Origin of the sequence: Enterococcus sp. 9E7_DIV0242, from assembly GCF_002140975.2 — a bacterium.
Lineage (GTDB): Bacteria > Bacillota > Bacilli > Lactobacillales > Enterococcaceae > Enterococcus_L > Enterococcus_L clewellii.
Window position 1 is genome coordinate 2295451 of the sequence record NZ_CP147247.1, and the last position, 24530, is coordinate 2319980.

General features: G+C 40.0%; 38 protein-coding genes. 3 read left to right on the forward strand and 35 right to left on the reverse strand.

All coding sequences use genetic code 11. The annotated features are described in order from the left end of the window. Positions 1-182 precede the first annotated feature (182 nt). Positions 183-1538: a branched-chain amino acid transport system II carrier protein gene (gene brnQ / locus A5888_RS10870; protein ID WP_086349688.1), complete on the forward strand. Its 1356-nt coding sequence runs from the start codon at positions 183-185 to the stop codon at positions 1536-1538. Between the two features lie 155 nt (positions 1539-1693). Continuing rightward, a complete protein-coding gene (locus A5888_RS10875; RefSeq protein WP_249274500.1) occupies positions 1694-3208 on the forward strand; it encodes a helix-turn-helix domain-containing protein in 1515 nt (504 codons plus the stop codon). Positions 3209-3369: 161 nt separating this feature from the next. Here the strand turns inward: A5888_RS10875 and truA are convergent, their stop codons facing one another. From truA to A5888_RS10895, 4 genes are read right to left on the reverse strand one after another with little or no spacing between them, the layout of a single operon-like run. Continuing rightward, positions 3370-4116 (reverse strand): tRNA pseudouridine(38-40) synthase TruA, encoded by a 747-nt coding sequence (gene truA / locus A5888_RS10880; protein WP_086349687.1) that lies wholly within the window; start codon positions 4114-4116, stop codon positions 3370-3372. Between the two features lie 22 nt (positions 4117-4138). Then, positions 4139-4936 carry an energy-coupling factor transporter transmembrane component T family protein gene (locus A5888_RS10885; protein WP_086349686.1) on the reverse strand — a complete coding sequence of 266 codons (798 nt, stop codon included), beginning with the start codon at positions 4934-4936 and terminating at the stop codon, positions 4139-4141. Continuing rightward, positions 4933-5796 (reverse strand): energy-coupling factor ABC transporter ATP-binding protein, encoded by an 864-nt coding sequence (locus A5888_RS10890; RefSeq protein WP_170924806.1) that lies wholly within the window; start codon positions 5794-5796, stop codon positions 4933-4935. Before A5888_RS10890 ends, A5888_RS10885 begins: the two co-directional genes overlap by 4 nt. Beyond that, a complete protein-coding gene (locus A5888_RS10895) occupies positions 5772-6611 on the reverse strand; it encodes an energy-coupling factor ABC transporter ATP-binding protein (protein WP_086349684.1) in 840 nt (279 codons plus the stop codon). The genes A5888_RS10890 and A5888_RS10895 overlap by 25 nt, the downstream gene beginning before the upstream one ends. 253 nt (positions 6612-6864) lie before the next feature. On the opposite strand from A5888_RS10895, the gene A5888_RS10900 reads away from it, so the two are divergent. After that, the gene (locus tag A5888_RS10900) at positions 6865-7506 is read left to right on the forward strand and encodes a lactate utilization protein (RefSeq protein ID WP_086349871.1); all 642 of its coding nucleotides are present in this window, start codon (positions 6865-6867) and stop codon (positions 7504-7506) included. 60 nt (positions 7507-7566) lie between these two features. Here the strand turns inward: A5888_RS10900 and A5888_RS10905 are convergent, their stop codons facing one another. The 31 genes from A5888_RS10905 to A5888_RS11055 form a co-directional block, all read right to left on the reverse strand. Further along, entirely contained in the window at positions 7567-8286 is a 720-nt protein-coding gene (locus A5888_RS10905) for a hypothetical protein (protein ID WP_086349683.1), read from the reverse strand. A gap of 741 nt (positions 8287-9027) precedes the next feature. After that, positions 9028-9408 carry a 50S ribosomal protein L17 gene (gene rplQ, locus A5888_RS10910; RefSeq protein WP_086349682.1) on the reverse strand — a complete coding sequence of 127 codons (381 nt, stop codon included), beginning with the start codon at positions 9406-9408 and terminating at the stop codon, positions 9028-9030. 27 nt (positions 9409-9435) lie between these two features. After that, positions 9436-10374 (reverse strand): DNA-directed RNA polymerase subunit alpha, encoded by a 939-nt coding sequence (locus tag A5888_RS10915; RefSeq protein WP_086349681.1) that lies wholly within the window; start codon positions 10372-10374, stop codon positions 9436-9438. 80 nt (positions 10375-10454) lie between these two features. After that, positions 10455-10844 carry a 30S ribosomal protein S11 gene (gene rpsK / locus A5888_RS10920; RefSeq protein ID WP_086349680.1) on the reverse strand — a complete coding sequence of 130 codons (390 nt, stop codon included), beginning with the start codon at positions 10842-10844 and terminating at the stop codon, positions 10455-10457. 27 nt (positions 10845-10871) lie between these two features. Next, positions 10872-11237, reverse strand: a complete 366-nt coding sequence (gene rpsM, locus A5888_RS10925; protein ID WP_086349679.1) for a 30S ribosomal protein S13 — start codon at positions 11235-11237, stop codon at positions 10872-10874. 18 nt (positions 11238-11255) lie between these two features. Then, positions 11256-11372 carry a 50S ribosomal protein L36 gene (gene rpmJ, locus A5888_RS10930; RefSeq protein WP_002288710.1) on the reverse strand — a complete coding sequence of 39 codons (117 nt, stop codon included), beginning with the start codon at positions 11370-11372 and terminating at the stop codon, positions 11256-11258. A 32-nt stretch (positions 11373-11404) separates the two neighbouring features. Next, positions 11405-11623 carry a translation initiation factor IF-1 gene (infA, locus tag A5888_RS10935; RefSeq protein WP_067395111.1) on the reverse strand — a complete coding sequence of 73 codons (219 nt, stop codon included), beginning with the start codon at positions 11621-11623 and terminating at the stop codon, positions 11405-11407. A 201-nt stretch (positions 11624-11824) separates the two neighbouring features. Next, positions 11825-12475, reverse strand: coding sequence for an adenylate kinase (locus A5888_RS10940; RefSeq protein ID WP_086349678.1), 651 nt, complete (start codon positions 12473-12475; stop codon positions 11825-11827). A gap of 85 nt (positions 12476-12560) precedes the next feature. Beyond that, the gene (gene secY / locus A5888_RS10945; protein ID WP_086349677.1) at positions 12561-13859 is read right to left on the reverse strand and encodes a preprotein translocase subunit SecY; all 1299 of its coding nucleotides are present in this window, start codon (positions 13857-13859) and stop codon (positions 12561-12563) included. Then, positions 13859-14299, reverse strand: a complete 441-nt coding sequence (rplO, locus tag A5888_RS10950) for a 50S ribosomal protein L15 (protein ID WP_086349676.1) — start codon at positions 14297-14299, stop codon at positions 13859-13861. The genes secY and rplO overlap by 1 nt, the downstream gene beginning before the upstream one ends. 40 nt (positions 14300-14339) lie before the next feature. Continuing rightward, entirely contained in the window at positions 14340-14519 is a 180-nt protein-coding gene (gene rpmD / locus A5888_RS10955; RefSeq protein ID WP_086349675.1) for a 50S ribosomal protein L30, read from the reverse strand. Positions 14520-14533: 14 nt separating this feature from the next. Further along, a complete protein-coding gene (gene rpsE, locus A5888_RS10960; protein ID WP_086349674.1) occupies positions 14534-15034 on the reverse strand; it encodes a 30S ribosomal protein S5 in 501 nt (166 codons plus the stop codon). A gap of 20 nt (positions 15035-15054) precedes the next feature. Beyond that, positions 15055-15411: a 50S ribosomal protein L18 gene (gene rplR, locus A5888_RS10965; protein WP_086349673.1), complete on the reverse strand. Its 357-nt coding sequence runs from the start codon at positions 15409-15411 to the stop codon at positions 15055-15057. 111 nt (positions 15412-15522) lie between these two features. Then, positions 15523-16059 carry a 50S ribosomal protein L6 gene (gene rplF / locus A5888_RS10970; RefSeq protein WP_086349672.1) on the reverse strand — a complete coding sequence of 179 codons (537 nt, stop codon included), beginning with the start codon at positions 16057-16059 and terminating at the stop codon, positions 15523-15525. Between the two features lie 31 nt (positions 16060-16090). Then, the gene (rpsH, locus tag A5888_RS10975; RefSeq protein ID WP_086349671.1) at positions 16091-16489 is read right to left on the reverse strand and encodes a 30S ribosomal protein S8; all 399 of its coding nucleotides are present in this window, start codon (positions 16487-16489) and stop codon (positions 16091-16093) included. Positions 16490-16524: 35 nt separating this feature from the next. Continuing rightward, complete coding sequence (locus A5888_RS10980) at positions 16525-16710, reverse strand: type Z 30S ribosomal protein S14 (RefSeq protein WP_002356214.1); 186 nt, start codon at positions 16708-16710, stop codon at positions 16525-16527. 18 nt (positions 16711-16728) lie between these two features. Continuing rightward, entirely contained in the window at positions 16729-17268 is a 540-nt protein-coding gene (gene rplE, locus A5888_RS10985) for a 50S ribosomal protein L5 (protein WP_086349670.1), read from the reverse strand. Between the two features lie 27 nt (positions 17269-17295). Beyond that, positions 17296-17634 carry a 50S ribosomal protein L24 gene (rplX, locus tag A5888_RS10990; RefSeq protein WP_086349669.1) on the reverse strand — a complete coding sequence of 113 codons (339 nt, stop codon included), beginning with the start codon at positions 17632-17634 and terminating at the stop codon, positions 17296-17298. Between the two features lie 34 nt (positions 17635-17668). Then, entirely contained in the window at positions 17669-18037 is a 369-nt protein-coding gene (rplN, locus tag A5888_RS10995; RefSeq protein WP_086349668.1) for a 50S ribosomal protein L14, read from the reverse strand. A gap of 59 nt (positions 18038-18096) precedes the next feature. After that, the gene (gene rpsQ / locus A5888_RS11000; RefSeq protein WP_086349667.1) at positions 18097-18363 is read right to left on the reverse strand and encodes a 30S ribosomal protein S17; all 267 of its coding nucleotides are present in this window, start codon (positions 18361-18363) and stop codon (positions 18097-18099) included. A 23-nt stretch (positions 18364-18386) separates the two neighbouring features. Further along, the gene (gene rpmC / locus A5888_RS11005) at positions 18387-18575 is read right to left on the reverse strand and encodes a 50S ribosomal protein L29 (RefSeq protein WP_086349666.1); all 189 of its coding nucleotides are present in this window, start codon (positions 18573-18575) and stop codon (positions 18387-18389) included. Next, positions 18565-18999, reverse strand: a complete 435-nt coding sequence (gene rplP, locus A5888_RS11010) for a 50S ribosomal protein L16 (RefSeq protein ID WP_086349665.1) — start codon at positions 18997-18999, stop codon at positions 18565-18567. The genes rpmC and rplP overlap by 11 nt, the downstream gene beginning before the upstream one ends. 2 nt (positions 19000-19001) lie before the next feature. Further along, positions 19002-19658: a 30S ribosomal protein S3 gene (gene rpsC, locus A5888_RS11015; RefSeq protein WP_086349664.1), complete on the reverse strand. Its 657-nt coding sequence runs from the start codon at positions 19656-19658 to the stop codon at positions 19002-19004. A gap of 217 nt (positions 19659-19875) precedes the next feature. Then, positions 19876-20223, reverse strand: coding sequence for a 50S ribosomal protein L22 (gene rplV, locus A5888_RS11020; protein ID WP_086349663.1), 348 nt, complete (start codon positions 20221-20223; stop codon positions 19876-19878). A gap of 23 nt (positions 20224-20246) precedes the next feature. Next, entirely contained in the window at positions 20247-20525 is a 279-nt protein-coding gene (gene rpsS, locus A5888_RS11025) for a 30S ribosomal protein S19 (RefSeq protein WP_010756443.1), read from the reverse strand. A 75-nt stretch (positions 20526-20600) separates the two neighbouring features. Continuing rightward, positions 20601-21431 carry a 50S ribosomal protein L2 gene (rplB, locus tag A5888_RS11030; protein WP_086349662.1) on the reverse strand — a complete coding sequence of 277 codons (831 nt, stop codon included), beginning with the start codon at positions 21429-21431 and terminating at the stop codon, positions 20601-20603. A 51-nt stretch (positions 21432-21482) separates the two neighbouring features. Continuing rightward, positions 21483-21773 carry a 50S ribosomal protein L23 gene (rplW, locus tag A5888_RS11035; protein ID WP_086349661.1) on the reverse strand — a complete coding sequence of 97 codons (291 nt, stop codon included), beginning with the start codon at positions 21771-21773 and terminating at the stop codon, positions 21483-21485. Next, positions 21773-22396: a 50S ribosomal protein L4 gene (gene rplD / locus A5888_RS11040; protein WP_086349660.1), complete on the reverse strand. Its 624-nt coding sequence runs from the start codon at positions 22394-22396 to the stop codon at positions 21773-21775. Before rplD ends, rplW begins: the two co-directional genes overlap by 1 nt. Positions 22397-22421: 25 nt before the next feature. Then, positions 22422-23051, reverse strand: coding sequence for a 50S ribosomal protein L3 (gene rplC / locus A5888_RS11045; protein ID WP_086349659.1), 630 nt, complete (start codon positions 23049-23051; stop codon positions 22422-22424). A gap of 30 nt (positions 23052-23081) precedes the next feature. Beyond that, entirely contained in the window at positions 23082-23390 is a 309-nt protein-coding gene (gene rpsJ / locus A5888_RS11050) for a 30S ribosomal protein S10 (protein ID WP_010734471.1), read from the reverse strand. A gap of 537 nt (positions 23391-23927) precedes the next feature. Continuing rightward, positions 23928-24440: a DUF1307 domain-containing protein gene (locus A5888_RS11055; RefSeq protein WP_086349657.1), complete on the reverse strand. Its 513-nt coding sequence runs from the start codon at positions 24438-24440 to the stop codon at positions 23928-23930. Between the last annotated feature and the right edge of the window lie 90 nt (positions 24441-24530).

Here is a 24530-nt window from a genome sequence, read left to right on the forward strand (position 1 = left end):
TTTTATAAAGGTGATGCAACGAGTGCGAATCTCTGATTCACCTCACAATTTCATCTATATGATCCCTCTTAAATAGTTCATTACGCGAAAAATATCTTCGGCTTGTATTGTGGTCGAAGAAATTGCTGTTCGTTTTTCTTATTTAGCAAGGGTTCTATAACTTTTTAAAGGAGCGCTTATTATTGAATAAAAAATTATCTTGGCGGGAATATCTTTATGTAGGTTCCATGCTATTCGGCTTGTTTTTCGGTGCCGGAAATCTTATCTTCCCTGTGCATATGGGACAGGAAGCAGGCAGTGCTATTTTTTCTGCCAATCTCGGCTTTCTAATTACAGGAATCGGGCTGCCTTTTCTTGGTGTCATTGCTATCGGTATTTCCAAAAGTAATGGCGTTTTTGACTTAGCCAAACGTGTAAATCGATCCTATGCTATTATTTTTACTTCTTTGTTATACCTGACGATCGGTCCATTTTTTGCTTTACCCAGATTAGCAACAACTTCCTTTGAAATCGGACTGGCACCCTTTATCGAGACGAAACAACAGCCGCTTTTTCTAGCATTGTTTTCTGCGTTGTTTTTTCTTACTGCATGGTTTTTCTCTAGAAAACCAACGAAAATCTTAAATTACGTAGGGAAATTCTTAAATCCAGTTTTTCTAACATTGCTAGGTATTCTATTGCTGCTGGCATTTATCACGCCTTTAGGTTCTGTTGCTTCAGCACCTGTTGGCGAGGCCTATAGTTTGAATCCTTTCTTCAAAGGATTTACAGAAGGATACAATACCTTAGATGCCTTAGCCTCACTGGCATTTGGTATTATCATCGTAACAACGATACGTGGAATGGGCGTCGAAGAACCCAATGCAATTGCAAAAGATACGATTAAATCAGGGGCTGTCAGTATCGTTTTGATGGGGATTATTTATACGCTGCTAGCTTATATGGGGACAATGAGTATCGGTACTTTCCCATTAAGCGACAATGGTGGGGTTGCATTAGCTCAGATTGCTAATCACTATTTGGGTAATTGGGGGAGCTTGCTTTTAGCCCTGATTATTATTGTAGCTTGTCTAAAAACAGCCATTGGATTGATTACTGCCTTCTCAGAGACTTTTGCTGAACTATTTCCAAAAGCCAGCTATTCTTTCTACGCCATCTTGGCAAGTGTTCTACCTTGTCTCTTTGCTAACGTAGGGTTAACAAATATTATCCAATTTTCGATTCCGGTATTGATGTTTTTGTATCCTTTAGCTATCACACTGATGCTACTAGTCATTTTCGGTCCATTGTTTAAACATCATCCTGGTGTGTACCGCATGACGACCTATGTGACACTTCTAGCCGCATTAATTGATGCGTTGAACAGCTCTCCTGCGTTTATCAAGGATACAGCATTTGCTACTTCAATCATCGAATTTGCGGATGTTTATCTACCATTCTTTTCAATCGGCATGGGCTGGATTATTCCCGCTCTCATCGGTTTTATTTTAGGACTGGTTTGGAGCAAGCTACAACCCAATCAATTTTCTTATAAATAAGATAGAATTCACCAAAGAATTATCTGTTTCTACACAGATAATTCTTTTTATTTATTTATTTTATAGAAAAAAAGCGATATTTATCAATTTTATGTATTATAATGGGCATATTAGGCTATTTACAGTACAATGACCTGTGGGAGGGATATCCGTAAATGATGCTATTTGAAGAGCTAATGATGGATAGCAGCACATTAGCCAAATTCACTATCTATAAAAAAATATATCACTTGAAGCAGACAGCTCTTCCTATTTCTCAGTTAGCAACAACATTTGATTTAAATTATCAGCAAGCGTTGATCGTTTTAGCTGAGATTAATCAGGAAATTATGGACTACTCAAAGCGGCAACCATCTATATTAAAAAAAGCCGGTAAGATCAATACCGCGTCTTTGACAGTCAGTATTGATGAGTATCGGTATTTATTATTAAAAAAATCAATCCCTTTTATGTTTATTCTCTATCTTTTGAATCATGATCAGCCATCGATTGAAGACTTTTGCAGTAGACATTATGTCAGTCAATCAACTGTAGCCAGAAAAATGGGGCCTCTAAAAAAGCATGTAAAACGCTTTAACTTACGCTTCAGCTATCGTGAAGCTAATCTTGTCGGCGATGAAAGAATTGTTCGAGTTGCTTTGTTCAATAGCCTTTGGCTCGGGACAAGAGGGCTTAGTTGGCCGTTCAAAAATGTGCGACGGTCTGAAGCTGTTGATTTAGTCGAAGCTTTTTCTGAATACTTTCCTTCCTCTAAAACTTATTTAGGCGCTCAGGAACTTTCCTATTTCGCTGCCATTTTCTTGTCTCGTATAAGAAAAAAATCCTTTGTTTCCTATGATCCAAACTATGATTTTTTGATGAAGGATAATCCTTATTATGATTTCAAACGTTTAAATAGAGTATTGGGACCGGTTAAGGCTCTCTCAGCAGAGCATCATAAAGCAGAAAGCAGCTTTATTTTCTTCCTAGCACATTATGCACCATTCTATACACTTGAAAGTGATCCGTCTCTACAACAGACGCTTACTGACTTTCTTAAACGAGAGAACAGTATCCAACAGTTCGTTGAGACATTTATCACCTATATGCAAAAGGAAGTTTTCTATAAAGCACCTGCGCTATTAGACCAACCGCTTTTGAGAGGAAACCTGTTCAATGTCTTTTTTGTTTTTCATGTGATTCGACAACCATTCCCAAGTCTTCAGGGACTTGTTGCTTTGCCAGAGAAAAATCAGCAGCAGATGGATCTTTATCTTGAGAAAAAAATACGAAACTTTCTTATCCAATACTGGGACCACCACACTTATCCTTATCTGACACAAGTACAATCAAACTTAATTTTGTCCTTAAAAAATGTCTTGCTTCCCTATCTAGATCAAATCGAGCACACAGATAATCTGAAGGTTGGTATTGCTTTCGAACATGAATTTTTACTCGTCAGAAACCTCTATCAATTTTTGAATCGGCTAGGATTTGTCGAAGCGCATCCATACATAGATGAACACACACACAGTTATGATTTAGTCATCAGTTCATCTTTGCTACCACTAAAAACATATCCAGATCTGCCTCTTTATTTTATGGATTTATCTTATGGAGACGAAGAACTGGCAGCCCTTTATGTTCGACTGAACAAGTTGTTTAAAGAAAAGAACACTGTCCTCGACTAAAGTGCTTGAAAATCTGAAATTTTCGACATGCAAAAACACTCGGTGTACTTTCCTCATTAATTAGAGGCTCGTACACCGAGTGTTTTTATAATCAGAGAGCATGCCACATCAAACAAGCATAACGTTGCTTCAGCCCACTTTTATTTTACATAGACTACTGTTTATTCATAGGTTACTTCAACCAAATAGAGCCCTTCTGGATGAGCTGTTGGTCCAGCCAAATTTCGATCCTTGGCAGCTAAGATAGCGGGAATCGAGGTTTCATCCATTCGACCATTACCAATCTTCAGTAAAGTGCCAACCAATATACGAATCATTTTGTATAAGAAGCCGTCTCCTCTAAACGTAAAGAGCAGCTCATCACCTTGCGCATTGACCTCCAGCTTCGCTTCATGGATAGTACGGACCTTATCCTCCACGCTACTGCCAGAAGCACAGAACGATGTAAAATCATGTGTCCCAAGTAAATCAGGCAATGCGCGACGAATCTTATCTAAATCCAATGGGTATGGATAGTAGCTAGCATAGAAACGGCGAAACGGACTTCTTGGTTTACCAATATCCACTCGAAATTGATACGTTTTTTCAGTCACATGATAGCGCGAATGAAAGTCCTCCGCAACCTTCTCCACTTGTTTGACACTGATATCTTCCGGTGTTTGCGTATCTAATGCATAGCGGATTCTCTCTAATGGTCTGTCCTCCGGATAATCAAAGTGAATGACTTGTCCTTCAGCATGGACACCAGCATCTGTTCGACCAGAACCAAAAATTTGTATAGTTCGGCCATTATTCATTTTCTTTAGCGTCTTCTCCAGCTCTTCTTGAACCGTTCGACCATTTGGCTGCGCTTGAAAGCCATTAAAGTTTGTTCCATCATAAGCAATCACTGCTTTATATCGAGGCATACAATTTCACCTTTTCCTATCTCTAACTTCTTACTAATACCAGAACAACCGTCAATAAGGCAAACACGATCATGACAGCCGTATCTCCTTTTTCCCAATGCAGAATCCGGTATTTGGTCCGGCCTTCGCCCCCTTGATATCCTCTGGCCTCCATTGCTGTTGCCAAATCCTCCGCCCTATTAAAGCTACTAACAAATAGCGGGATCAATAGCGGAATCACTGCTTTCATCTTTTGAATCAAATTTCCTTCACCAAAATCGACCCCTCTGGCGCGTTGCGCATTCATGATTTTCTCCGTTTCGTCCATTAGCGTTGGCACAAAACGAAGAGCAATTGATAGCATCAATGAAATTTCGTGAACAGGAAGCTTCACGACTTTAAAAGGGCGCAATAAATACTCAATTGCATCGGATAAAGCCAATGGTGGTGTTGTCAGCGTCAGCAAGGTTGACATGAAGATAATCAGTACAAACCGACAGAAGATGAACAATCCATTGACTACGCCAAACTCAGTAACAGAGAATATCCACCATTGAAAATAGACGGCCCCCCCTTGTGTAAACAACATCTGCAAAGCAACAGTGAACAGGATCAACCACAAAAGCGGACGAATCCCACGAATGAAAAAACGCAGATTAATTTTAGAGACAGCAATAGCACCTAATGTAAATGCACCGAAAATTGCAAAGGTCAGCCAATTGTTTGCTAGAAAAATAATGGCAATAAAATAGAAGCTGGCAAGTAATTTTGCTCGTGGGTCCATCTTATGAATAAATGAATCTCCTGGGATATATCGACCAAAAATCAGCTTATTCATCATGCTTCTTCACCAGCCTTTTTAGATAAAATCAAATCAGCCAGTTGATTGGCAGTTAATGGTAGTTCCGACATTACAAACCCCTTCGCTGCTAATCGCTCCGCGAATTCTGCAGCAGTAGGAACACCTAACTGTCTGTCTTTCAGCCACTGTGTATCCTGAAATACCTCATTGGGCTTTCCAGTCTTTACTACATGGCCTTTTTCAAGAACAAAAACCTGATCCGCGTAGTTTGCTACATCATCCATTAAATGCGTAACCAACACAATAGTCATTCCTCTTTCTTTGTGGAGCTGCCAGAACATCTCCATCATCTCTTTACGTCCTTGAGGATCAAGTCCAGCTGTTGGTTCATCCAACACAAGCACTTCCGGCTCCATTGCCAAAACTCCTGCAATTGCCACACGACGCATCTGACCGCCAGAAAGCTCAAAGGGGGAACGTTCAAGATAGCTTTCATCCAGACCAACGAGCTTCAGCATTTCCTCTGCCAGTTTCCGTCCTTCATCAGCTGAAGCCCCAAAATTCTGCGGGCCAAAGGCAATATCCTTGGCTACCGTCTCTTCAAAAAGCTGTGCCTCAGGAAATTGGAACACAATTCCCACCTTTTTCCGTAATGGCTTCAAATTTTTATTATCAGTTTCAGGTGTGATCACTCGATCACCAATTGACACAGTCCCTTTGGTCGGCTTGACCAAGGCATTCAAATGTTGCAGTAGCGTAGACTTGCCGCTTCCTGTATGACCGACGATTGCTGAATAGGAACCATCCTTGATCAGCAGATCAATATCAAACAGTGCTCGCTGTTCAAAAGGCGTATTCGGCTGATACGTAAAATCTACTTGTTCAAAACGGATGTCCATAACCATTCCACCATACTTTCTTCAGTCAGATACTCTTTTGGTACAGCCATCCCACGTTCCTCAAGAGCGATTTTTAATTTTTCCGGGAAAGGAAGATCTAACCCCATACCGATCAAATCGGTTCCTGCAGAAAAGATTTTCTCCGGTGTCCCTTCATCGATCAATTTCCCTTGCCTCATTACTAAAATGCGGTTCGCATTCGCCGCCTCATCAATATCATGTGTAATTGAAATCACTGTTAGATTATTTTCTGCCTTGATTTTTTGAATCGTCGCAATTACTTCTTCGCGACCTTCCGGATCAAGCATACTCGTTGCTTCATCAAGAATGATAATATCCGGACGTAACGCTACAACACCAGCGATCGCCACACGTTGCTTTTGCCCTCCGGAAAGCCGAGCCGGCTCCCGCTCGGCAAAGCTGTCCATCCGGACTTGCTTCAGTGCATCATAGACACGTGCAACCATTTCATCTCGAGGAATTCCTTGATTTTCAAGACCAAAAGCCACGTCATCCTCTACCGTTGAACCAACAAATTGATTGTCGGGATTTTGAAACACCATTCCGACCATGCGACGGATATCCCAAACATTTTCTTCATCCAATAGATTTCCTCCGACAGAAATGCTTCCAGAAGCTGGTAACAGTAAGCCGTTGATTGTTTTTGCTAATGTTGATTTTCCCGACCCATTATGGCCAATGATCGCGATCCATTCCCCTCGTTCAATGCTAAAGGATACATCATCCAAAGCAGGAGAAGCATCTTCCGGCTGATAATTGAAACATATATTTTTAAGTTCGATTATTGGTTCCATTTCTTACTCCCTCAATCTTTTATTCTTCCTGATTCTAACAAAAAATCAGTTCTTTTGCTTGTTTATTGATGCGCAATATTTCATAACCTTCATTATAGCAAAAGAAGCCGTCAAATGGCAGTTGAAACTGTCAAGACAACATGATTATCGTCAATTCTTTTCACCGCATTTTTATGGTAGTATGGAAGTGTTCATATCTTTAAAAATAGAAAAACGATTTCATTCTTACTATACAACAAAAGGGGACACCTATATGGAGAGTTATCTAAAGAATTATCACACCACACTAGCCGAAAAAGTCAAAAAGAAACTGATACAGCGAAATTTTAATACGATCATCTGTGAAACACTTGAAGAAGCAAAGGAAGAGGCCTTACTCCTAATCGACAAGCAGGCGGTTGTTGCCTTTGGCGGCTCTGTCACCCTGGAAAAATCGGGCCTTATTGACGCTTTATACGATAGGAATCAGCGGATTATCAATCGAGAGCTGGCCGCTGATATCACTGAACGCCATCAGCTGATGAAACAATCCTTGCTTTCTGATGTGTATCTGACTAGCATTAACGGGCTGACAGATAATGGCATCTTGGTCAATATGGATAGTGTAGGCAATCGAGTCGCTGCACTGACATACGGACCCGATAAGGTTTTTGCTTTTGTAGGAATCAATAAGATTTATGGAGACTTGGAAACCACTATCTCCATGGTCAGAAATGTTAGTGCACCAAAAAATGCTTTCCGCCTTGAGCTAAAGCAGACACCTTGTGTGAGAACAGGATCTTGTGGGGACTGCCTAAAAGAAGAATGCATATGCAGCACACTAGCAATCACACGCAGATCCAAGCTAAGTAATCGAATTACCTTATTCTTGATTTTAGAGGAAATCGGGCTCTAATTGCGCAAAAGAGGAAGACACTCCCTTAATGGCCGTCTTCCTCTTTTCGCTCTATATTATTTATTTTTGATTGTCACTTACATTCGCGTAGATTCCTTCTACGACACCCTTGTCCGTGTATTGAACTGTTAAAGTCTTTTTAATTCGTGCATCCTCTTTATCTGCATAGACTGTAATCAGTTCTCCCTTAATAGCCTCCTCATCCGCTATTTTTTCTTTAAAATCAGTTACCAATTGATCCACATCGTCCAATTTTAGAATCTCACCAAGCTTCTTCAGCGTATCCTCTAAGGATTTGCCATGAAATTGATCGTCGCCTACCCAATTAAGGATTTCCAGCTGCTGACTAGCTAGTTTCACTTGCTTTGCATTAGACATATACTCATAAGTAGCCTTCACTGTTCCCAATGAAACTAGCTCTTCTTCCTTAGCAAATCCTGTTTCCCTAGAAACCATTAACTCATAATCAGAACCAGTAATTTGATATTCGTTCTCTGTCTTTGTCACACCTTCAATAGAGAATCCCTCTTGATAAGCTTCTTCAAATTCGAAATAGGAAGCAGGTAATTCAATGTTAAATCGATCGCTTAGCTCGCTCTCAAGCTCATCGCTTGAAACCGTATAATCATGTCCACCGAATTTTTTTTCTTGATCAGTTTGCCAGACAAAAGCAGATTCAGCTTCTGATAATTTCTCTGTTTCTTTCTCTTTGTTTTCCTGCTGACACCCACTAAATACTAGTAAAGGTAAAATCAGTAGCCATTTGCTGTATTTCTTCATTGTACTCCTCCTGTTGTTTCCCAACCCAGTTCACATTTATTTTCTTTTTCATTTTTTAACTATCCATCGTGCCGTAGTTGTGAAACAGCAACAGCTTAATCATTCGTATTCGATGATTTCCATCGTTGCACGAAAAACCCAATTTGCTGAGTCGACCACTTGTTATGGTAGTAGACTACTTTCTATTACTCCGACATTTTTATCAAATAAATACACATACCAATATTATATTTCATGACTATCTCAACGTCCATATTATTTTCGGCAAATAATTCTCAATTTTTTCATTTTTTTCTTTTCATATTGAGAAAATAGTACAACACAATCATTGGCTTCCAACTACTGTCCGAGCGAGTATCCACAAGGAAATTGTCCCGAAATATCTACTGTCTATACACAAATCAGCTCCGTGATTTATCTATCAAGGATTTTTTCCTACCCATGACTGCTCATATCTATCCAAAATAAAAAAAAGACTGAATCAGCCTCCTTAGAATAAAAAATATTTCTGTTCCCGCAATGTTGAAAGCCTACCTGTTAGATAAGAAAATGTATTGCAGTTTCATTCTTAAAGATCATATTTCCTGTCTAAATTGCCTTCTATGTATAAAAAAACACCTTATATGATGAGTGCCTGTCCGCTGGAAACCAGCGGACACGGCGCGAGCTAGACTCGGAGTCGCCTCCAACATCATAACACTCTAAAAGAATCATCTATAAAGTGACGGTATAGTTTGATTATTAAACAAATTCAATGATTACCATTGGCGCAGCATCTCCGCGTCTAGGTTCAGTTTTAAGGATACGAGTGTACCCACCTTGGCGCTCAGTATAACGAGGTGCTAGGTCGCTGAATAGTTTTTGCAAAGCTGATTCAACTACGATAGTCTCATTTTCTTCACGAACGCTGGCAACTTCATTACGTACAAAAGCCGCAGCTTGACGACGTGCATGAAGATCTCCACGTTTACCTAAAGTAATCATTTTTTCTGTTGTTGAACGAATTTCTTTCGCACGAGCTTCAGTCGTAACGATACGTTCGTTAATAATTAAGTCAGTTGTTAAGTCACGCAACATCGCTTTACGTTGGCTTGATGTGCGTCCTAATTTACGATAACCCACGTTGGTTTCCCTCCTTCGTAAAAAGTATTAATCGTCTTTACGTAAGCCTAAACCTAAATCATGTAATTTCAGTTTAACCTCTTCAAGAGATTTACGACCTAAATTACGTACTTTGATCATTTCAGGTTCAGATTTGTTTGTAAGCTCTTGTACAGTATTGATTCCTGCACGTTTCAAACAGTTATATGAACGAACAGACAAGTCTAGTTCTTCGATGGTCATTTCCAACATTTTTTCTTTTTGTGTTTCTTCTTTTTCAACCATGATTTCAGCGTTTTTCGCTTCATCCGTAAGATTCACAAAAATATCTAAATGCTCAGTCATAATCTTAGCAGCTAAGCTAAGAGCTTCTTGTGGAATGATTGAACCATCTGTCCATATTTCCATTGTTAATTTATCGAAATCATCACGACGACCAACACGTGTATTTTCTACTTGGTAGTTCACACGGCGTACTGGTGTGTAGATAGAATCGACAGGGAGAACACCGATAGGCATATCTTCCTTTTTGTTTTCGTCTGCTTGAACATAGCCACGACCAGGTTTCACTGTTAAGCGAGCATGGAAAGCAGCTCCTTCAGCGACACTACAGATAATTAAATCTTTATTTAGGATCTCAACATCACTGTCAACAATAATATCACCGGCAGTTACTGTAGCGGGTCCTGTAATATCGATCTCAAGGGTTTTTTCATCTTCAGAATAGAGCTTTAATGCCAATCCTTTGATATTCAGAATGATTTGTGTCACATCTTCTCTCACACCTTTAACAGTAGAGAACTCATGCAGTACACCATCAATTTGGATATTAGTAATAGCTGCTCCGGGTAATGAAGACAATAAAATACGACGTAGAGAGTTACCTAAAGTAGTCCCGTATCCTCGTTCAAGAGGTTCTACAACGAACTTGCCATAATCTCTATCTTCATCAATTTTTTCGATTCTTGGTTTTTCAAATTCAATCATTCTTATCTATACCCCTTTCAAAACGAAAAGTGTCTTGTTCAATGACGTTTTTGGTTCAAACTCAAAATGAGCAGCACTCATTAAACACGACGGCGTTTTGGAGGGCGGCATCCATTATGAGGAACTGGAGTCACGTCACGAATTGCAGTCACTTCTAAACCTGTTGCTTGTAATGAACGGATTGCTGCTTCACGTCCAGAACCAGGTCCTTTAACTGTTACTTCGACAGTTTTCAGTCCATGTTCTTGTGCTACCTTAGTTGCAGCTTCTGCAGCCATTTGAGCGGCAAAAGGAGTTGATTTTTTACTTCCTTTGAAGCCTAATGATCCAGCTGATGACCATGCTAAAGCATTTCCATGAGTATCAGTGATCATGATAATTGTATTATTGAATGTAGAATGGATATGCGCGATACCTGCTTCTATATTCTTTTTCACACGGCGTTTACGACTAACTTTTTTTGCTGCCATGAGGTTCTAACCTCCTTCACTTAGGAATTATTTTTTCTTGCCTGCTACTGTACGAGCTGGGCCTTTACGAGTACGTGCATTATTTTTCGTGTTTTGTCCACGAGTTGGTAATCCACGACGATGACGGATTCCACGGTAAGAACCGATTTCCATCAAACGTTTAATGTTCAGGTTGACTTCACGACGAAGGTCACCTTCAACTTTCAAACTATCAATTTCCGCACGGATAGCATCTGTTTGTTCATTCGTTAAGTCACGAACACGAATTTCTTCAGATACTCCTGCATTCGCTAAAACTTTTTTCGCAGTAGTGTTACCAATACCGAAAATATAAGTAAGAGAAACTACTACACGTTTATCACGAGGAATGTCTACTCCTGCAATACGAGCCATTATTCGTTACACCTCCTATTATCCTTGACGCTGTTTATGTTTTGGATTTGCTGGGCAAATGACCATAACGCGTCCTTTACGACGGATTACTTTACAATGCTCACACATTGGTTTTACTGATGGTCTTACTTTCATGATAATACCTCCTGAGATTTTACGGAGTACAATTATTTAAAGCGATAAGTGATGCGACCGCGAGTTAAATCATATGGTGACAACTCAACAGTTACTTTATCCCCAGGCAGAATTCGGATGTAATGCATACGAATTTTACCAGAAACATGAGCCAATACAACGTGCCCATTTTCTAATTCAACTTTAAACATTGCATTCGGCAAAGTTTCGACGACTGTACCTTCGATTTCAATCATATCATCTTTTGCCACGCACAGTACCTCCTTGTACTTGTTTCGCATTTTCACACGATAAAACGGCGGAAACTGCTGCTCCCACCTAGAATCTTCAAGTTAGACTTCCCTAAAAATTTTACATAGAAGTCGGACTGATACATTCTATCATAAATCATTACATTTAGCAAGAGACTCAAAGCACAACAACGGTTACTCGCGAGCAGTCAAATGAATTTATCAGTTTTCGTCAATAATTGCTTTCACGTCAACGAACACATCATCAATTTCACGATTCCCATCGATTGTATGCAACACGTTCTTTTCTTTGTAGTAAGCTAAAATCGGCGCACTGCTTTTAATGTTTACTGTCAAGCGATTTTTTACCGTTTCAGGCTTATCATCTTCTCTTTGATAAAACTCATGTCCGCCACAACGGTCACATGTTCCTTCCTCAGTTGGAGGATTGAAGATCTTGTGATATGTTGCCCCACAGTTTTTACACATAAAGCGTCCTGCGAGACGTTCAATCAGCACATCTTCTTCCACATGGATGTCAATAACGGCATCAATTTTTTTATTTAATTCTTTAAGCATGTTATCCAAGGCTTCTGCTTGATCAAGCGTTCTTGGAAAACCATCCAACAGAAATCCTTTGTCTGTATCCGGTTCAGCCAAGCGTTCTTTCACAATTCCATTTGTTACTTCATCAGGAACCAGCTCGCCTTTATCGATATAAGATTTTGCTTCAAGCCCAAGAGCAGTCTGGTTCTTCATCGCTGCACGAAACATATCACCAGTAGAAATATGAGGAATCCCATACCCGTCGATAATCCGTTCAGCCTGCGTTCCCTTACCAGCTCCAGGCAGTCCCATTAAAATGAGGTTCATCTGACTTCCTCCTAATTTAAAAGGCTGACCACAAAATTAGCCATATGTGAGAATGGTGCTGAGGAATATCCTCAACACACGATTCTTACTTATTGATAAAGCCAACATATTGACGTTTCAACATTAAACCTTCTAATTGTTTTGCTGTTTCCAACGCAACACCGATGATGATCAGTAAACTAGTTCCGCCTAACCCAATTGATTGAGGCAGGTTCCAAAGCATTTGCGCGATGATCGGCAATAATGCAATAGTTCCCAAGAAGATTGAACCAACTACACTTAATCTCATCAACAAACCTGATACATAATCTTCTGTCCCTTTACCTGGTCGTACGCTTGGAATGTAGCTTCCTTGCTTTTGTAGGTTTTCCGCTAATTTCTCAGGGTTTACCTGAACAAAGGCATAGAAGAACGTGAAAGCGACAATCAGTACAGTATAGATTGTAGCACCTGGTATAGTGTTATAATCGAAAATTTGTGTCATTACTTCATACCATCCTTCACCAGAATAGCTTGATGCAAAGCCCTGCAAAATTGCATTTGGCGTTGATATCAATGAACTGGCAAAAATGACCGGGATAACTCCTGCTGCATTTACTTTTAATGGTAGATAGCTGCTTGTAGGTGCTCCTGATACACGTTTCGTATATTGGATTGGAATCTTTCTTTCTGCCTGCTGTACAAATGTAACAACAGTCACGATAATCAAGATTGCGATAATCAAAATAACAACGAAAATGATTGAATTTACAAGATCTGAAGAAGGAATATTGATGAAATAGTCTTCAATGATCTCTTTGACTGATCCAGGAACTCCTGAAATGATACCGGCAAAGATAATCATGGAAACCCCATTACCAATTCCTTTTTCTGTGATTTGCTCACCCATCCATGTAACAAAAAGCGTACCAGCAGTTAAAATGATTGAAATCATCACATAGGTTGAAGGCGTAGGGTTTTTTACAATCCCGATACCACTTAAGGAATTAAATCCATAAGTCAGTGCGAACGATTGAGCAATTCCCAAAACGATCGTTAAGTAACGTGTCGCCTGGTTCAATTTCTTACGTCCAACCTCACCTTGCTTTGACCATTCAACAAATTTTGGTACGATGTCCATTTGCAATAGCTGGATAATGATTGAAGCAGTGATATATGGAGAAACCCCCATCGCAAAGATAGAGAAGTTCTGCATTGCACTACCACTCACAATATTCAACATATTCAGAAAAGGCAGACCGCTCAATTCCTGTAATCCTCTGGCATTCACCCCAGGAACAGTAATGTGCGCACCTAAACGGAAAATAAACAAAATGAACACTGTAAAGAAGATTTTTGATCTAATGTCTTTGACTTTAAAAGCATCCTTTAATAGTTTAAGCATTAGATCACCTCGATAGATCCACCAGCAGCTTCGATAGCATCTTGCGCTGCTTTAGAGAATTTTGCTGCTTTAACAGTCAATTTCTTCGTTAATTCACCATTGGCAAGAACTTTGATTCCAGCTTTTTCGCTCTTAACGATTCCAGCTTCTTTCAAGACAACAGGAGTTACTTCAGCTCCATCTTCGAATCGATTCAATACATCTAAGTTGATGACTGCATAGTCTTTACGATTAATATTTGTGAATCCGCGTTTTGGTAAACGACGGAACAATGGAGTTTGACCCCCTTCAAATCCTAAACGTACACCGCCGCCTGAACGAGCTTTTTGCCCTTTTTGTCCACGGCCGGATGTTTTACCATTACCAGATGAAGTACCACGTCCAACACGGTTACGTACTTTACGGGAACCTTCAGCAGGTTTTAATTCATGAAGTTTCATTATGGTTTGGCACCTCCTTAAACATTATAAATTAAGTTCATTAAACTTCTTCTACGTCCACTAAATGAGAGATAGTGTTAACCATACCTTTGATTGCTTCATTGGCAGGTTTAACAACTGTACTGTTCATTTTTTTCAATCCCAACGCTTTTACTGTATCACGTTGGTTTTGAGGACGTCCGATAACACTGCGTCTTAAAGTAATTTTTAATTCAGCCATTATTTTTGTCCTCCTTAACCGATTATTTCTTCTACAGATTTACCGCGAAGTGCTGCCACTTCTTCGGCGCGTTTTAATTGAGTCAATCCATCAACAGTTGCACGAACAACATTGATTGGTGTGTTTGAACCTAAAGATTTAGATGTGATATCAGCTACCCCAGCTAATTCCAATACGGCACGAACTGGTCCGCCCGCTGCAACCCCAGAACCTTCTACTGCAGGTTTCATAAGGATACGGCCGCCACCGAACACTCCAATAACTTCATGAGGGATGGTAGAACCAACCATAGGAACTTCAATTAAGTTTTTCTTCGCATCTTCGATAGCTTTACGAATTGCTTCTGGTACTTCTTGTGCTTTACCTGTACCAAAACCAACGTGACCGTTTTTGTCACCGACAACAACTAAAGCAGCGAAACGTAGACGACGTCCACCTTTAACAACTTTTGTTACACGGTTGATCGCAACAACGCGGTCTTCTAATTCCAAATGTTTTGGATCAATATAAACCATGAATGGTGTTCCTCCTTCTCCTAAAATTCCAGTCCATTTTCACGAGCAGCTTCTGCTAAAGCTTGCACGCGGCCATGGTAAAGGTACCCACCACGGTCAAAGACTACTACTTTAATACCTTTTTCAGCAGCACGTTCTGCAACCAGTTTACCAACTGAAGCAGCCTGCTCAACTTTTGTTCCACCTGAAATATCTTTTTCCAAGGCAGAGGCACTTGCTAGCGTTACACCCGCTACGTCATCAATGATTTGCGCGTAGATGTTTTTGTTTGAACGGAAAACGTTCAAGCGTGGGCACTCAGCAGTACCAGAGATTTTGTTACGAACACGACGATGTCTCTTCTGACGTGTTTTATTCTTATCTGGTTTTGTAATCACAATTGTCACCTCTTTGATTTGATAAACTACTTATTCAGTAGCTTTCATTCAGGAACAGTAGAAAACGACAGTCGGAAAACCAGCCGAAGCGATTTCCCTACATATCTTTTACTATTTACCTGTTTTACCTTCTTTACGGCGTACGTATTCGCCAACATAGCGGATACCTTTGCCTTTATAAGGCTCTGGAGGACGAACGCTGCGGATGTTCGCTGCTAATTCGCCAACATGTTCCTTGTTGATACCTTTAACAATCACTTGCGTGTTTGAAGGTACTTCAACTGTTACGCCTTCAGGTGCAGTCATCTCAACTGGGTGAGAGTAACCAACGTTAAGCGTTAATTTATTTCCTTGTGCTTGGGCACGGTACCCAACCCCGATAAGCTCTAAAGCTTTCTCGAATCCAGCACTTACACCAACAACCATGTTGTTGAAGTTCGCACGAGTTGTTCCGTGGATTGTTTTCATTTCTTTGCTGTCATCCGGACGAGTGAATGTAACTTCGTTTCCTTCGATATTCATTGTGATATCTGCAGAGATTTCACGAGTCAATTCACCTTTTGGACCTTTTACAGTGATATTGTTTCCGTCTTGCTTAACTTCAACGCCAGCAGGCAGAACAACTACTTTATTACCAATACGGCTCACTTAGAGACACCTCCTTGTGTATTCTTTTAAATTACCATACGTAGGCGATTACTTCGCCGCCGATGCTTTTCGCTCTTGCTTCTTTATCAGTGACAACACCTTCTGAAGTAGAGATGATCGCGATACCTAAACCATTCAGTACTTTTGGTACTTCGTCAGCTTTTACATATGCACGTAAACCTGGTTTAGAGATACGTTTTAAGTTAGTGATAACGCGCTCGTCGTTTCTGCCGTATTTAAGGAAAACACGGATCACGCCTTGCTTGTCATCTTCAATATATTCTACATCGCGGATGAATCCTTCACGTTTCAGGATTTCAGCGATATCACGCTTGATTTTTGATGCAGGCACTTCCAAACTCTCATGTTTGACCATGTTCGCATTACGAATGCGAGTTAGGAAATCTGCAATTGGATCTGTCATGACCATTGAACTAGTTACCTCCTTTATGCAAGTTTACTTGTTTACCAGCTAGCTTTCTTCACGCCGGGAATTTGACCTTTATAGGCAAGTTCGCGGAAGCAAATACGGCAAAGATGAAATTTACGATAAACTGAATGTGGACGTCCGCAACGTTCGCAACGAGTATAAGCCTGTGTTGAATGTTTAGCTGGGCGTTTGTTTTTAGCAATCATTGATTTTTTAGCCACGTAGTTCGCCTCCTTTTTTTATTTTTGGAACGGCATGCCTAATTGTCCTAACAACTCACGAGATTCTTCATCAGTGTTTGCTGTTGTAACAATGACGATGTCCATACCACGTACTTTATCTACCAAATCATAATCAACTTCTGGGAAGATTAATTGTTCTTTAATACCTAAAGTATAGTTACCGCGACCGTCAAAGGCTTTTTTGCTGATACCGTGGAAGTCACGTACACGAGGTAGAGAAACTGAAACTAGTTTATCTAAGAATTCATACATTCTTTCTCCACGTAAAGTTACTTTCGCACCGATCGGCATTCCTTCACGCAGACGGAATCCAGCGATTGATTTTTTAGCTTTTGTGATGATTGGTTTTTGACCAGAAATCAATGCCAATTCTTCCACAGCTTTATCTAAGTTTTTAGCGTTAGATACTGCGTCACCGACACCCATGTTGATAACGATCTTATCAACTTTTGGTGTTTGCATGACTGAACTATAATTAAATTTTTCCATCAATGATGGCGTTACTTCTTTAACATATTTTTCTTTCAGGCGGTTCATTCAACAAGCCCCTCCTTCCTTAGATGGTTATTTTTTTTCTGCTTCCGGTTTAACAGGAGTTGAAATTACTTCGCCTGTTTTTTTAGAAACACGTACTTTTTTACCGTCTACTTCTTTAAAACCAATTTTAGTAGCTTCACCATTTGATGGATCAATCACCATTACGTTAGAAACGTGAATTGGTGCTTCTATCTCAAGGATTCCTCCTTGTGGCGCTGCTTGATTAGGTTTTTGGTGTTTTTTCATCATGTTAACACCTTCAACGATAACTTTATCTTTTTTAGGAAACGCTGCTAATACAACGCCTTCTTTATTTTTGTCTTTTCCGGTAATAACTTTTACCTTATCGCCTGCTTTAACAAACATTAGTGTTTCGCACCTCCTTTGATAAGTGTCTCGATTATAATACTTCTGGTGCAAGAGAAACGATCTTCATAAAGTTGTTTTCACGTAATTCACGTGCAACAGGTCCGAAGATACGTGTACCGCGCGGGCTTTTATCATCACGGATGATTACCGCAGCATTTTCGTCAAATTTGATATATGAACCGTCAGGACGACGAGCGCCTGATTTTGTACGAACGATAACGGCTTTAACTACTTCACCTTTTTTGACAACCCCACCTGGCGTTGCTTGTTTAACCGTAGCAACAATAACGTCACCAATATTAGCAGTTTTACGACCAGAACCACCAAGGACTTTGATCGTCAAAATTTCACGTGCACCTGAGTTGTCTGCAACTCTTAATCGGCTTTCTTGTTGGATCACGATGTGTATCCCCCTTTCAGATTTTGTACTTCAATCTATATAGGAAAATCTCGTTTTATTTAGATAACAACTGCTTCTTCGACTACCTCTAGTAAACGGAAACGTTTTGTAGCTGATAATGGACGAGTTTCCATGATTCTTACGATGTCTCCAACTTTTGCTACGTTGTTTTCATCATGAGCTTTATACTTTTTAGAATATTTCATACGTTTACCATAGATAGGGTGATTTTTCTTTGTTTCAACGACAACAGTGATAGTTTTATCCATTTTGTCTGAAACCACACGACCTTGGTAAACCTTGCGTTGATTTCTTTCTTCAGTCATACGCGTTTGGCCTCCTTCCACTATTAGTTAGCTTGTTCACGCAATACTGTTTTGATGCGTGCAATCGATTGACGTACTTCTTTAATACGTGCAGTGTTTTCTAATTGACCTGTTGCTAATTGGAATCTCAGATTAAACAATTCTTCTTTAAATTGTTTTTCTTGATCAAGCATTTCGGCAGTGGTTAATTCTCTGATATCTTTAACCTTCATTCGATTCACCACCCATTTCCTCACGTTTTACGATCTTAGTTTTAACTGGTAATTTGTGAGATGCAAGACGAAGAGCTTCACGAGCTACTTCTTCAGGTACGCCGGCGATTTCAAACATGATCTTGCCGCGTTTAACTGGAGAAACCCAGCCTTCTGGTGCACCCTTACCTTTACCCATACGAACACCGATCGCTTTACTTGTATAAGATTTGTGAGGGAAAATTTTGATCCACACTTTCCCGCCACGTTTCATATAACGAGTCATAGCGATACGGGCAGCTTCGATTTGACGGTTAGTGATCCAATGAGATTCAACAGCTTGTAATCCCCATTCACCAAACACGACTTCTTTTCCGCCTTTTGCTTCACCGCGCATTTTACCTCTGAACTCACGACGGTGTTTTACACGTTTAGGTACTAACATGCTTATTTCCCTCCTTTCTCAGTGTTTTTTTTCGTTGGAAGAATCTCTCCACGATAGATCCACACTTTTACTCCTAGTTTTCCGTAAGTTGTGTCTGCTTCTTCCCATGCGTAATCAATATCTGCACGCAATGTATGAAGAGGAACAGTTCCTTCTGAGTATCCTTCTGAACGAGCGATATCCGCACCATTCAAACGACCAGATACTTGTGTTTTGATTCCTTGTGCGCCTGAACGCATTGTGCGTTGGATCGCTTGTTTTTGTGCACGACGGAAAGCTACACGGTTTTCTAATTGACGTGCAATCCCTTCGCCGACTAATTTAGCGTCTAAATCTGGTTTTTTGATTTCAACGATGTTGATGTGAACTCGTTTACCAGTTAGTTTGTTCAATTCTTTTCTAAGGTTTTCGACTTCAGATCCGCCTTTACCGATAACCATACCTGGTTTAGCTGTGTGGATTGAAATATTCACACGGTTTGCAGCGCGCTCAATCTCAATTGTAGACACAGCGGCATCAGCTAGTTTTTTGGCGATGAATTTACGGATTCTCAAATCTTCGTGCAAGAATTCAGCATACTCTTTTTCAGCATACCATTTTGCATCCCAGTCGCGGATGATGCCTACACGCATTCCAATTGGATGTACTTTTTGACCCACTGATTGTCCCTCCTCTTATCTTTTGACGTTTTTTCCATTGAAGGAAAAAACTTCATTTCGAGGTCCGGTATCCATTATCTCTAAGTACTAAAGTACTAAGAGCTAGTGGTCCGCCTCTTCATTGTTGGCATTTCCTTCTATTGAAAGAAGTCCAGTATGAGGTTTGGTGTCTATTACTTCTAGGTTTCAAAACACTAAGAGTAATAGTCCGCCTCAATTATTTTTCTGCTACTACTACTGTAATATGGCTTGTACGTTTGTTGATTGGTGATGCTGAACCTTTGGCACGTGGACGGAACCGTTTCATAGTTGGTCCTTCGTTAACAAAAGCTTCAGATACAACCAAGTTTTCAACATCTAAGTCATAGTTGTTTTCTGCGTTAGCAACTGCTGACATTAAAACTTTTTCAATGATTCCAGCAGATTTGTTTGGCATGAATTTCAAAACTGAAATTGCATCGCCAACGCTTTTCCCTCTGATAAGATCAATTACTAAACGTGCTTTACGAGGAGAAGTGCGAACTGTTTTTGCAGTTGCTTTAGCTGATGTGATTTGTTCTGCCATGTTGTTATTTCCCTCCCTCAGTATTAACGTCTAGTCTTCTTATCATCGGCAGCATGCCCACGATAAGTTCTAGTTGGTGCGAATTCACCTAATTTATGTCCTACCATGTCTTCTTGGATGTATACTGGAACGTGCTTACGTCCATCATATACAGCAATTGTAAATCCTACAAAATTTGGGAAGATTGTAGAACGACGAGACCAAGTTTTGATTACTTTTTTCTTTTCAGCGCCTTGTTGAGCTTCCACTTTCTTCATCAGATGATCATCAGCGAAAGGCCCTTTCTTTAAACTACGACCCATGGTGAACCTCCTCTCAAAATGTGCGACACATGGTCAAGTGTGTAAATTCTGTTTAACAAACAAAATTTACACAAATTATTTAGTACGACGACGAACGATAAGTTTGTCGGATTTTGCTTTTTTGTTACGTGTTTTGTAACCCAATGCTGGTTGACCCCAAGGTGATACTGGAGCTTTACGTCCGATTGGAGTTTTACCTTCACCACCACCGTGTGGGTGATCGTTAGGGTTCATTACGCTACCACGTACAGTTGGACGTTTACGCATCCAACGAGAACGACCGGCTTTACCGATGTTGATCAATTCGTGTTGTTCGTTACCTACAGAACCGATAGTTGCACGGCATGCAGCCAGAATCATACGAACTTCGCCTGAGTTCAAGCGGATCAATACGTATTTGCCTTCTTTACCAAGTACTTGAGCACTTGTACCAGCTGAACGGATCAATTGTCCGCCTTTACCTGGTTTCATTTCGATATTGTGGACAACAGTACCCACTGGGATGTTTGCCAATGGCAGGCTGTTACCAATTTTAATATCTGATTCAGGACCTGAAACTAGCTTCATGCCAACTTCTAATCCTTTTGGTGCTAAGATGTAAGCTTTCACTCCATCTTCATAATGTACTAACGCAATATTCGCTGAACGGTTTGGATCGTATTCGATCGTACGAACAGTTGCAATAACGTTGTCTTTGTTACGTTTGAAGTCGATTACACGGTATTGACGTTTATGTCCGCCACCTTGGTGACGTACAGTAATACGACCGTGGTTGTTACGACCGGCATTATTTTTTAATGGCTGTAATAACGTTTTTTCTGGTGTCGAAGTTGTGATTTCAGCGAAATCAGAACTTGTCATATTACGACGGCCATTTGTGGTAGGTTTGTACTTTTTAATCGCCACGTCTTGTTTCCCTCCTACTTTACTTTGATCAGTATTTCATGATTCTACTGATTATTCAGCAGCTTCGAAAATTTGGATTTCTTTGGATTGTTCAGTCAACGTCACAACAGCTTTGCGACGTTTCTTAGTATATCCTGCATATTTGCCCATGCGTTTGAATTTAGGACGTACGTTGATGATGTTCACGTTTTTCACTTTTACGTCAAACGCAGCTTCAACAGCTTGTTTCACTAAAGTTTTATTCGCACGAACATCTACTTCAAACGTATATTTTTTGTCATCCATAGCAAGCATTGATTTCTCAGTGATCACTGGGCGTTTGATTACGTCTAGTAAGTTCATTATGCAAGCACCTCCTCAAGTTGAGTAAGAGCAGTTTGCGTTGCTAACATTTTTTGACCTGAAACGATATCCAGAACGCTGATGTTGTTTGAAGTAACAACAGTTACGTTTGATAGGTTACGAGCTGATAATGCTGCAAAGTCATTCTCCGGCTCTACTACCACCAATACTTTTGTATCGATAGACAAGTTAGCAAGAACTTGTTTGAATTCTTTTGTTTTTGGTGCGTCGAAGTTCAATGCTTCGATTGCTACCAAGTTGTTTTCAGCAACTTTTTCTGACAATACAGATTTCATTGCTAAACGACGAACTTTTTTAGGAAGTTTGTAGCTGTAAGAACGTGGTGTTGGTCCGAAAACTACGCCACCTCCACGCCATTGTGGTGAACGGATTGACCCTTGACGGGCACGACCTGTTCCTTTTTGACGCCATGGTTTACGACCACCGCCGCGAACAGCACTGCGGTTTTTCACAGCATGTGTTCCTTGTCTTAATGAAGCGCGTTGCATGATGATTGCATCGTAGACAACACTTTCATTCGGCTCAATTCCGAAGATTTCTTCATTTAAAGTGATTTCACCATTTTGAGTTCCATCTTGTTTGAATAATGCTACATTCGGCATTCCTTAGTTCCTCCTTTCCTAATGATTATTTAGCTTTCACAGCTGATTTAATTGTAATTAATGATTTTTTAGATCCAGGAATGTTTCCTTTAATTAGGATAACGTTCTTCTCTGCATCTACACGAACGATCTCAAGGTTTTGAATCGTTACGCGGTTACCACCCATACGGCCGGCAAGCTTTTTATTTTTAAATACACGGTTAGGTGCAACTGGACCCATTGACCCAGGACGACGATGGTAACGAGAACCGTGGGACATTGGTCCGCGGCTTTGGCCGTGACGTTTGATAACCCCTTGGAATCCTTTACCTTTCGTAGTACCCGTAACATCAACGATGTCACCTGCTTGGAAAATACCTACAGTAATTTCTTCTCCAACTTTATATTCTCCTAGCTCAACATCTTTGAATTCCTTAATGAAGCGCTTAGGAGCCGTGTTTGCTTTTGCAACATGACCTTTCGCTGGTTTGTTCGCTAATACTTCACGTTTGTCTTGGTACCCGACTTGAATCGCTTCGTAGCCGTCTGTTCCGACAGTTTTCACTTGTAGTACTACGTTTGGAGTAGCTTCTACAACTGTTACTGGGATCAATTCACCTGACTCAGTAAAGATCTGCGTCATTCCAACTTTTTTCCCTAAGATTCCTTTGGTCATGAGTACACCTCCATCATCTTGATTTTTTTATTATAGTTTGATTTCAATATTCACACCAGATGGTAAGTCAAGCTTCATCAAAGCATCAACTGTTTTTGGTGTTGGGTTCACAATGTCAATCAGACGCTTGTGCGTACGCATTTCGAATTGTTCGCGTGAATCTTTGTATTTATGTGTCGCACGGATAACTGTGTACAATGAGCGCTCTGTTGGCAATGGAATCGGACCTGATACGCCAGCTCCAGTTCTTTTTGCAGTCTCCACAATTTTATCCGCAGATTGATCTAAAATACGATGTTCATACGCTTTTAAACGGATACGAATTTTTTGTTTTGCCATTTTTTTCCCTCCTTCGCCTATTTTGAAAAGTAGACATGGCTCCACGAAAATCTCCGTCACGCTCGTCCATGGCAAAGCGTCCGGGCGTGTCGCAACCTCTCGTTTCCTAGCCGGTAAATTCTTTTTTAGAATTACCAGTGCGTTTACACTTCTGTAAACAGCACCTTTATGATTATATTATAGAAATACGTGAATAGCAAGGCTTTTTTCAGACTTTTCACGATTATTTTCACAGTCTTTCATGCGATGAAAGTTTTTTCAAAATATAGAGATTTTTGCATATTTTTTTCTCGTTCTACCATTAAATATTCATTCTTTTATTAAGAGATCATTTGATTCGCAAATCATTCTTAACAAAGGGCAACCTCCCTTACTCGGTAATCGATTTTCATAATAAAAAAGACGGGATAGAAAGTTAGCTTCAATCAATTAGCTACTTCTGTCCCGCTGTTTATTCAATTTTAGATAGAAAAAGGGAACGGGATTGAATAGCGTTTCATTCTCCCTCTGCTTGTAATACAGCCTTTTTCTTCTATACTATTCTTTCTTTTCTTTAAACCCTTGTTCCAGCAACAATTCCTTTGATTGTTTCATACTGATGTATTTCACTTTCTGATTCTCATCTTCTTGATCATTGATTGTCCCCATAAGTGTCATCACTTCTTGAATATCAGCCTTTTCATAGTCAACTGTTACATCCTCAGTCATTTCAGTATCACTGAACTCAGATTTATAGGTGACACCCTCAATATCGTATTCATCTTTTACAAACGAGAACATTTCTTCTGCTTCTTCTTTCGATTCAATCCCCAATGTTTCATATTTCAAAACGGAATGACTTTCTTGCTTCACTACCTTATCACCTTTATGTGTATAAGTCATTTCAGTAATAACCCCATCAAGATCCGCTTCAAACACCGTTGTTGATAATCCATCATCCTTTTTTTCCTTCTTAGATGATGTTGATCCACCAGAAGAACAAGCTGCTACCATCAAACATACAACAAGTAACATTAACCCTAATAACCAATTTCTTTGTTTCATTTTCATCACTTTTTTCTCCCCTTTGTTTTTATTACACCATTTATCCTACGGGTTTTCGCCAAAGAAAGCAATCCTTTCTTTCGATTCCCTATTGAC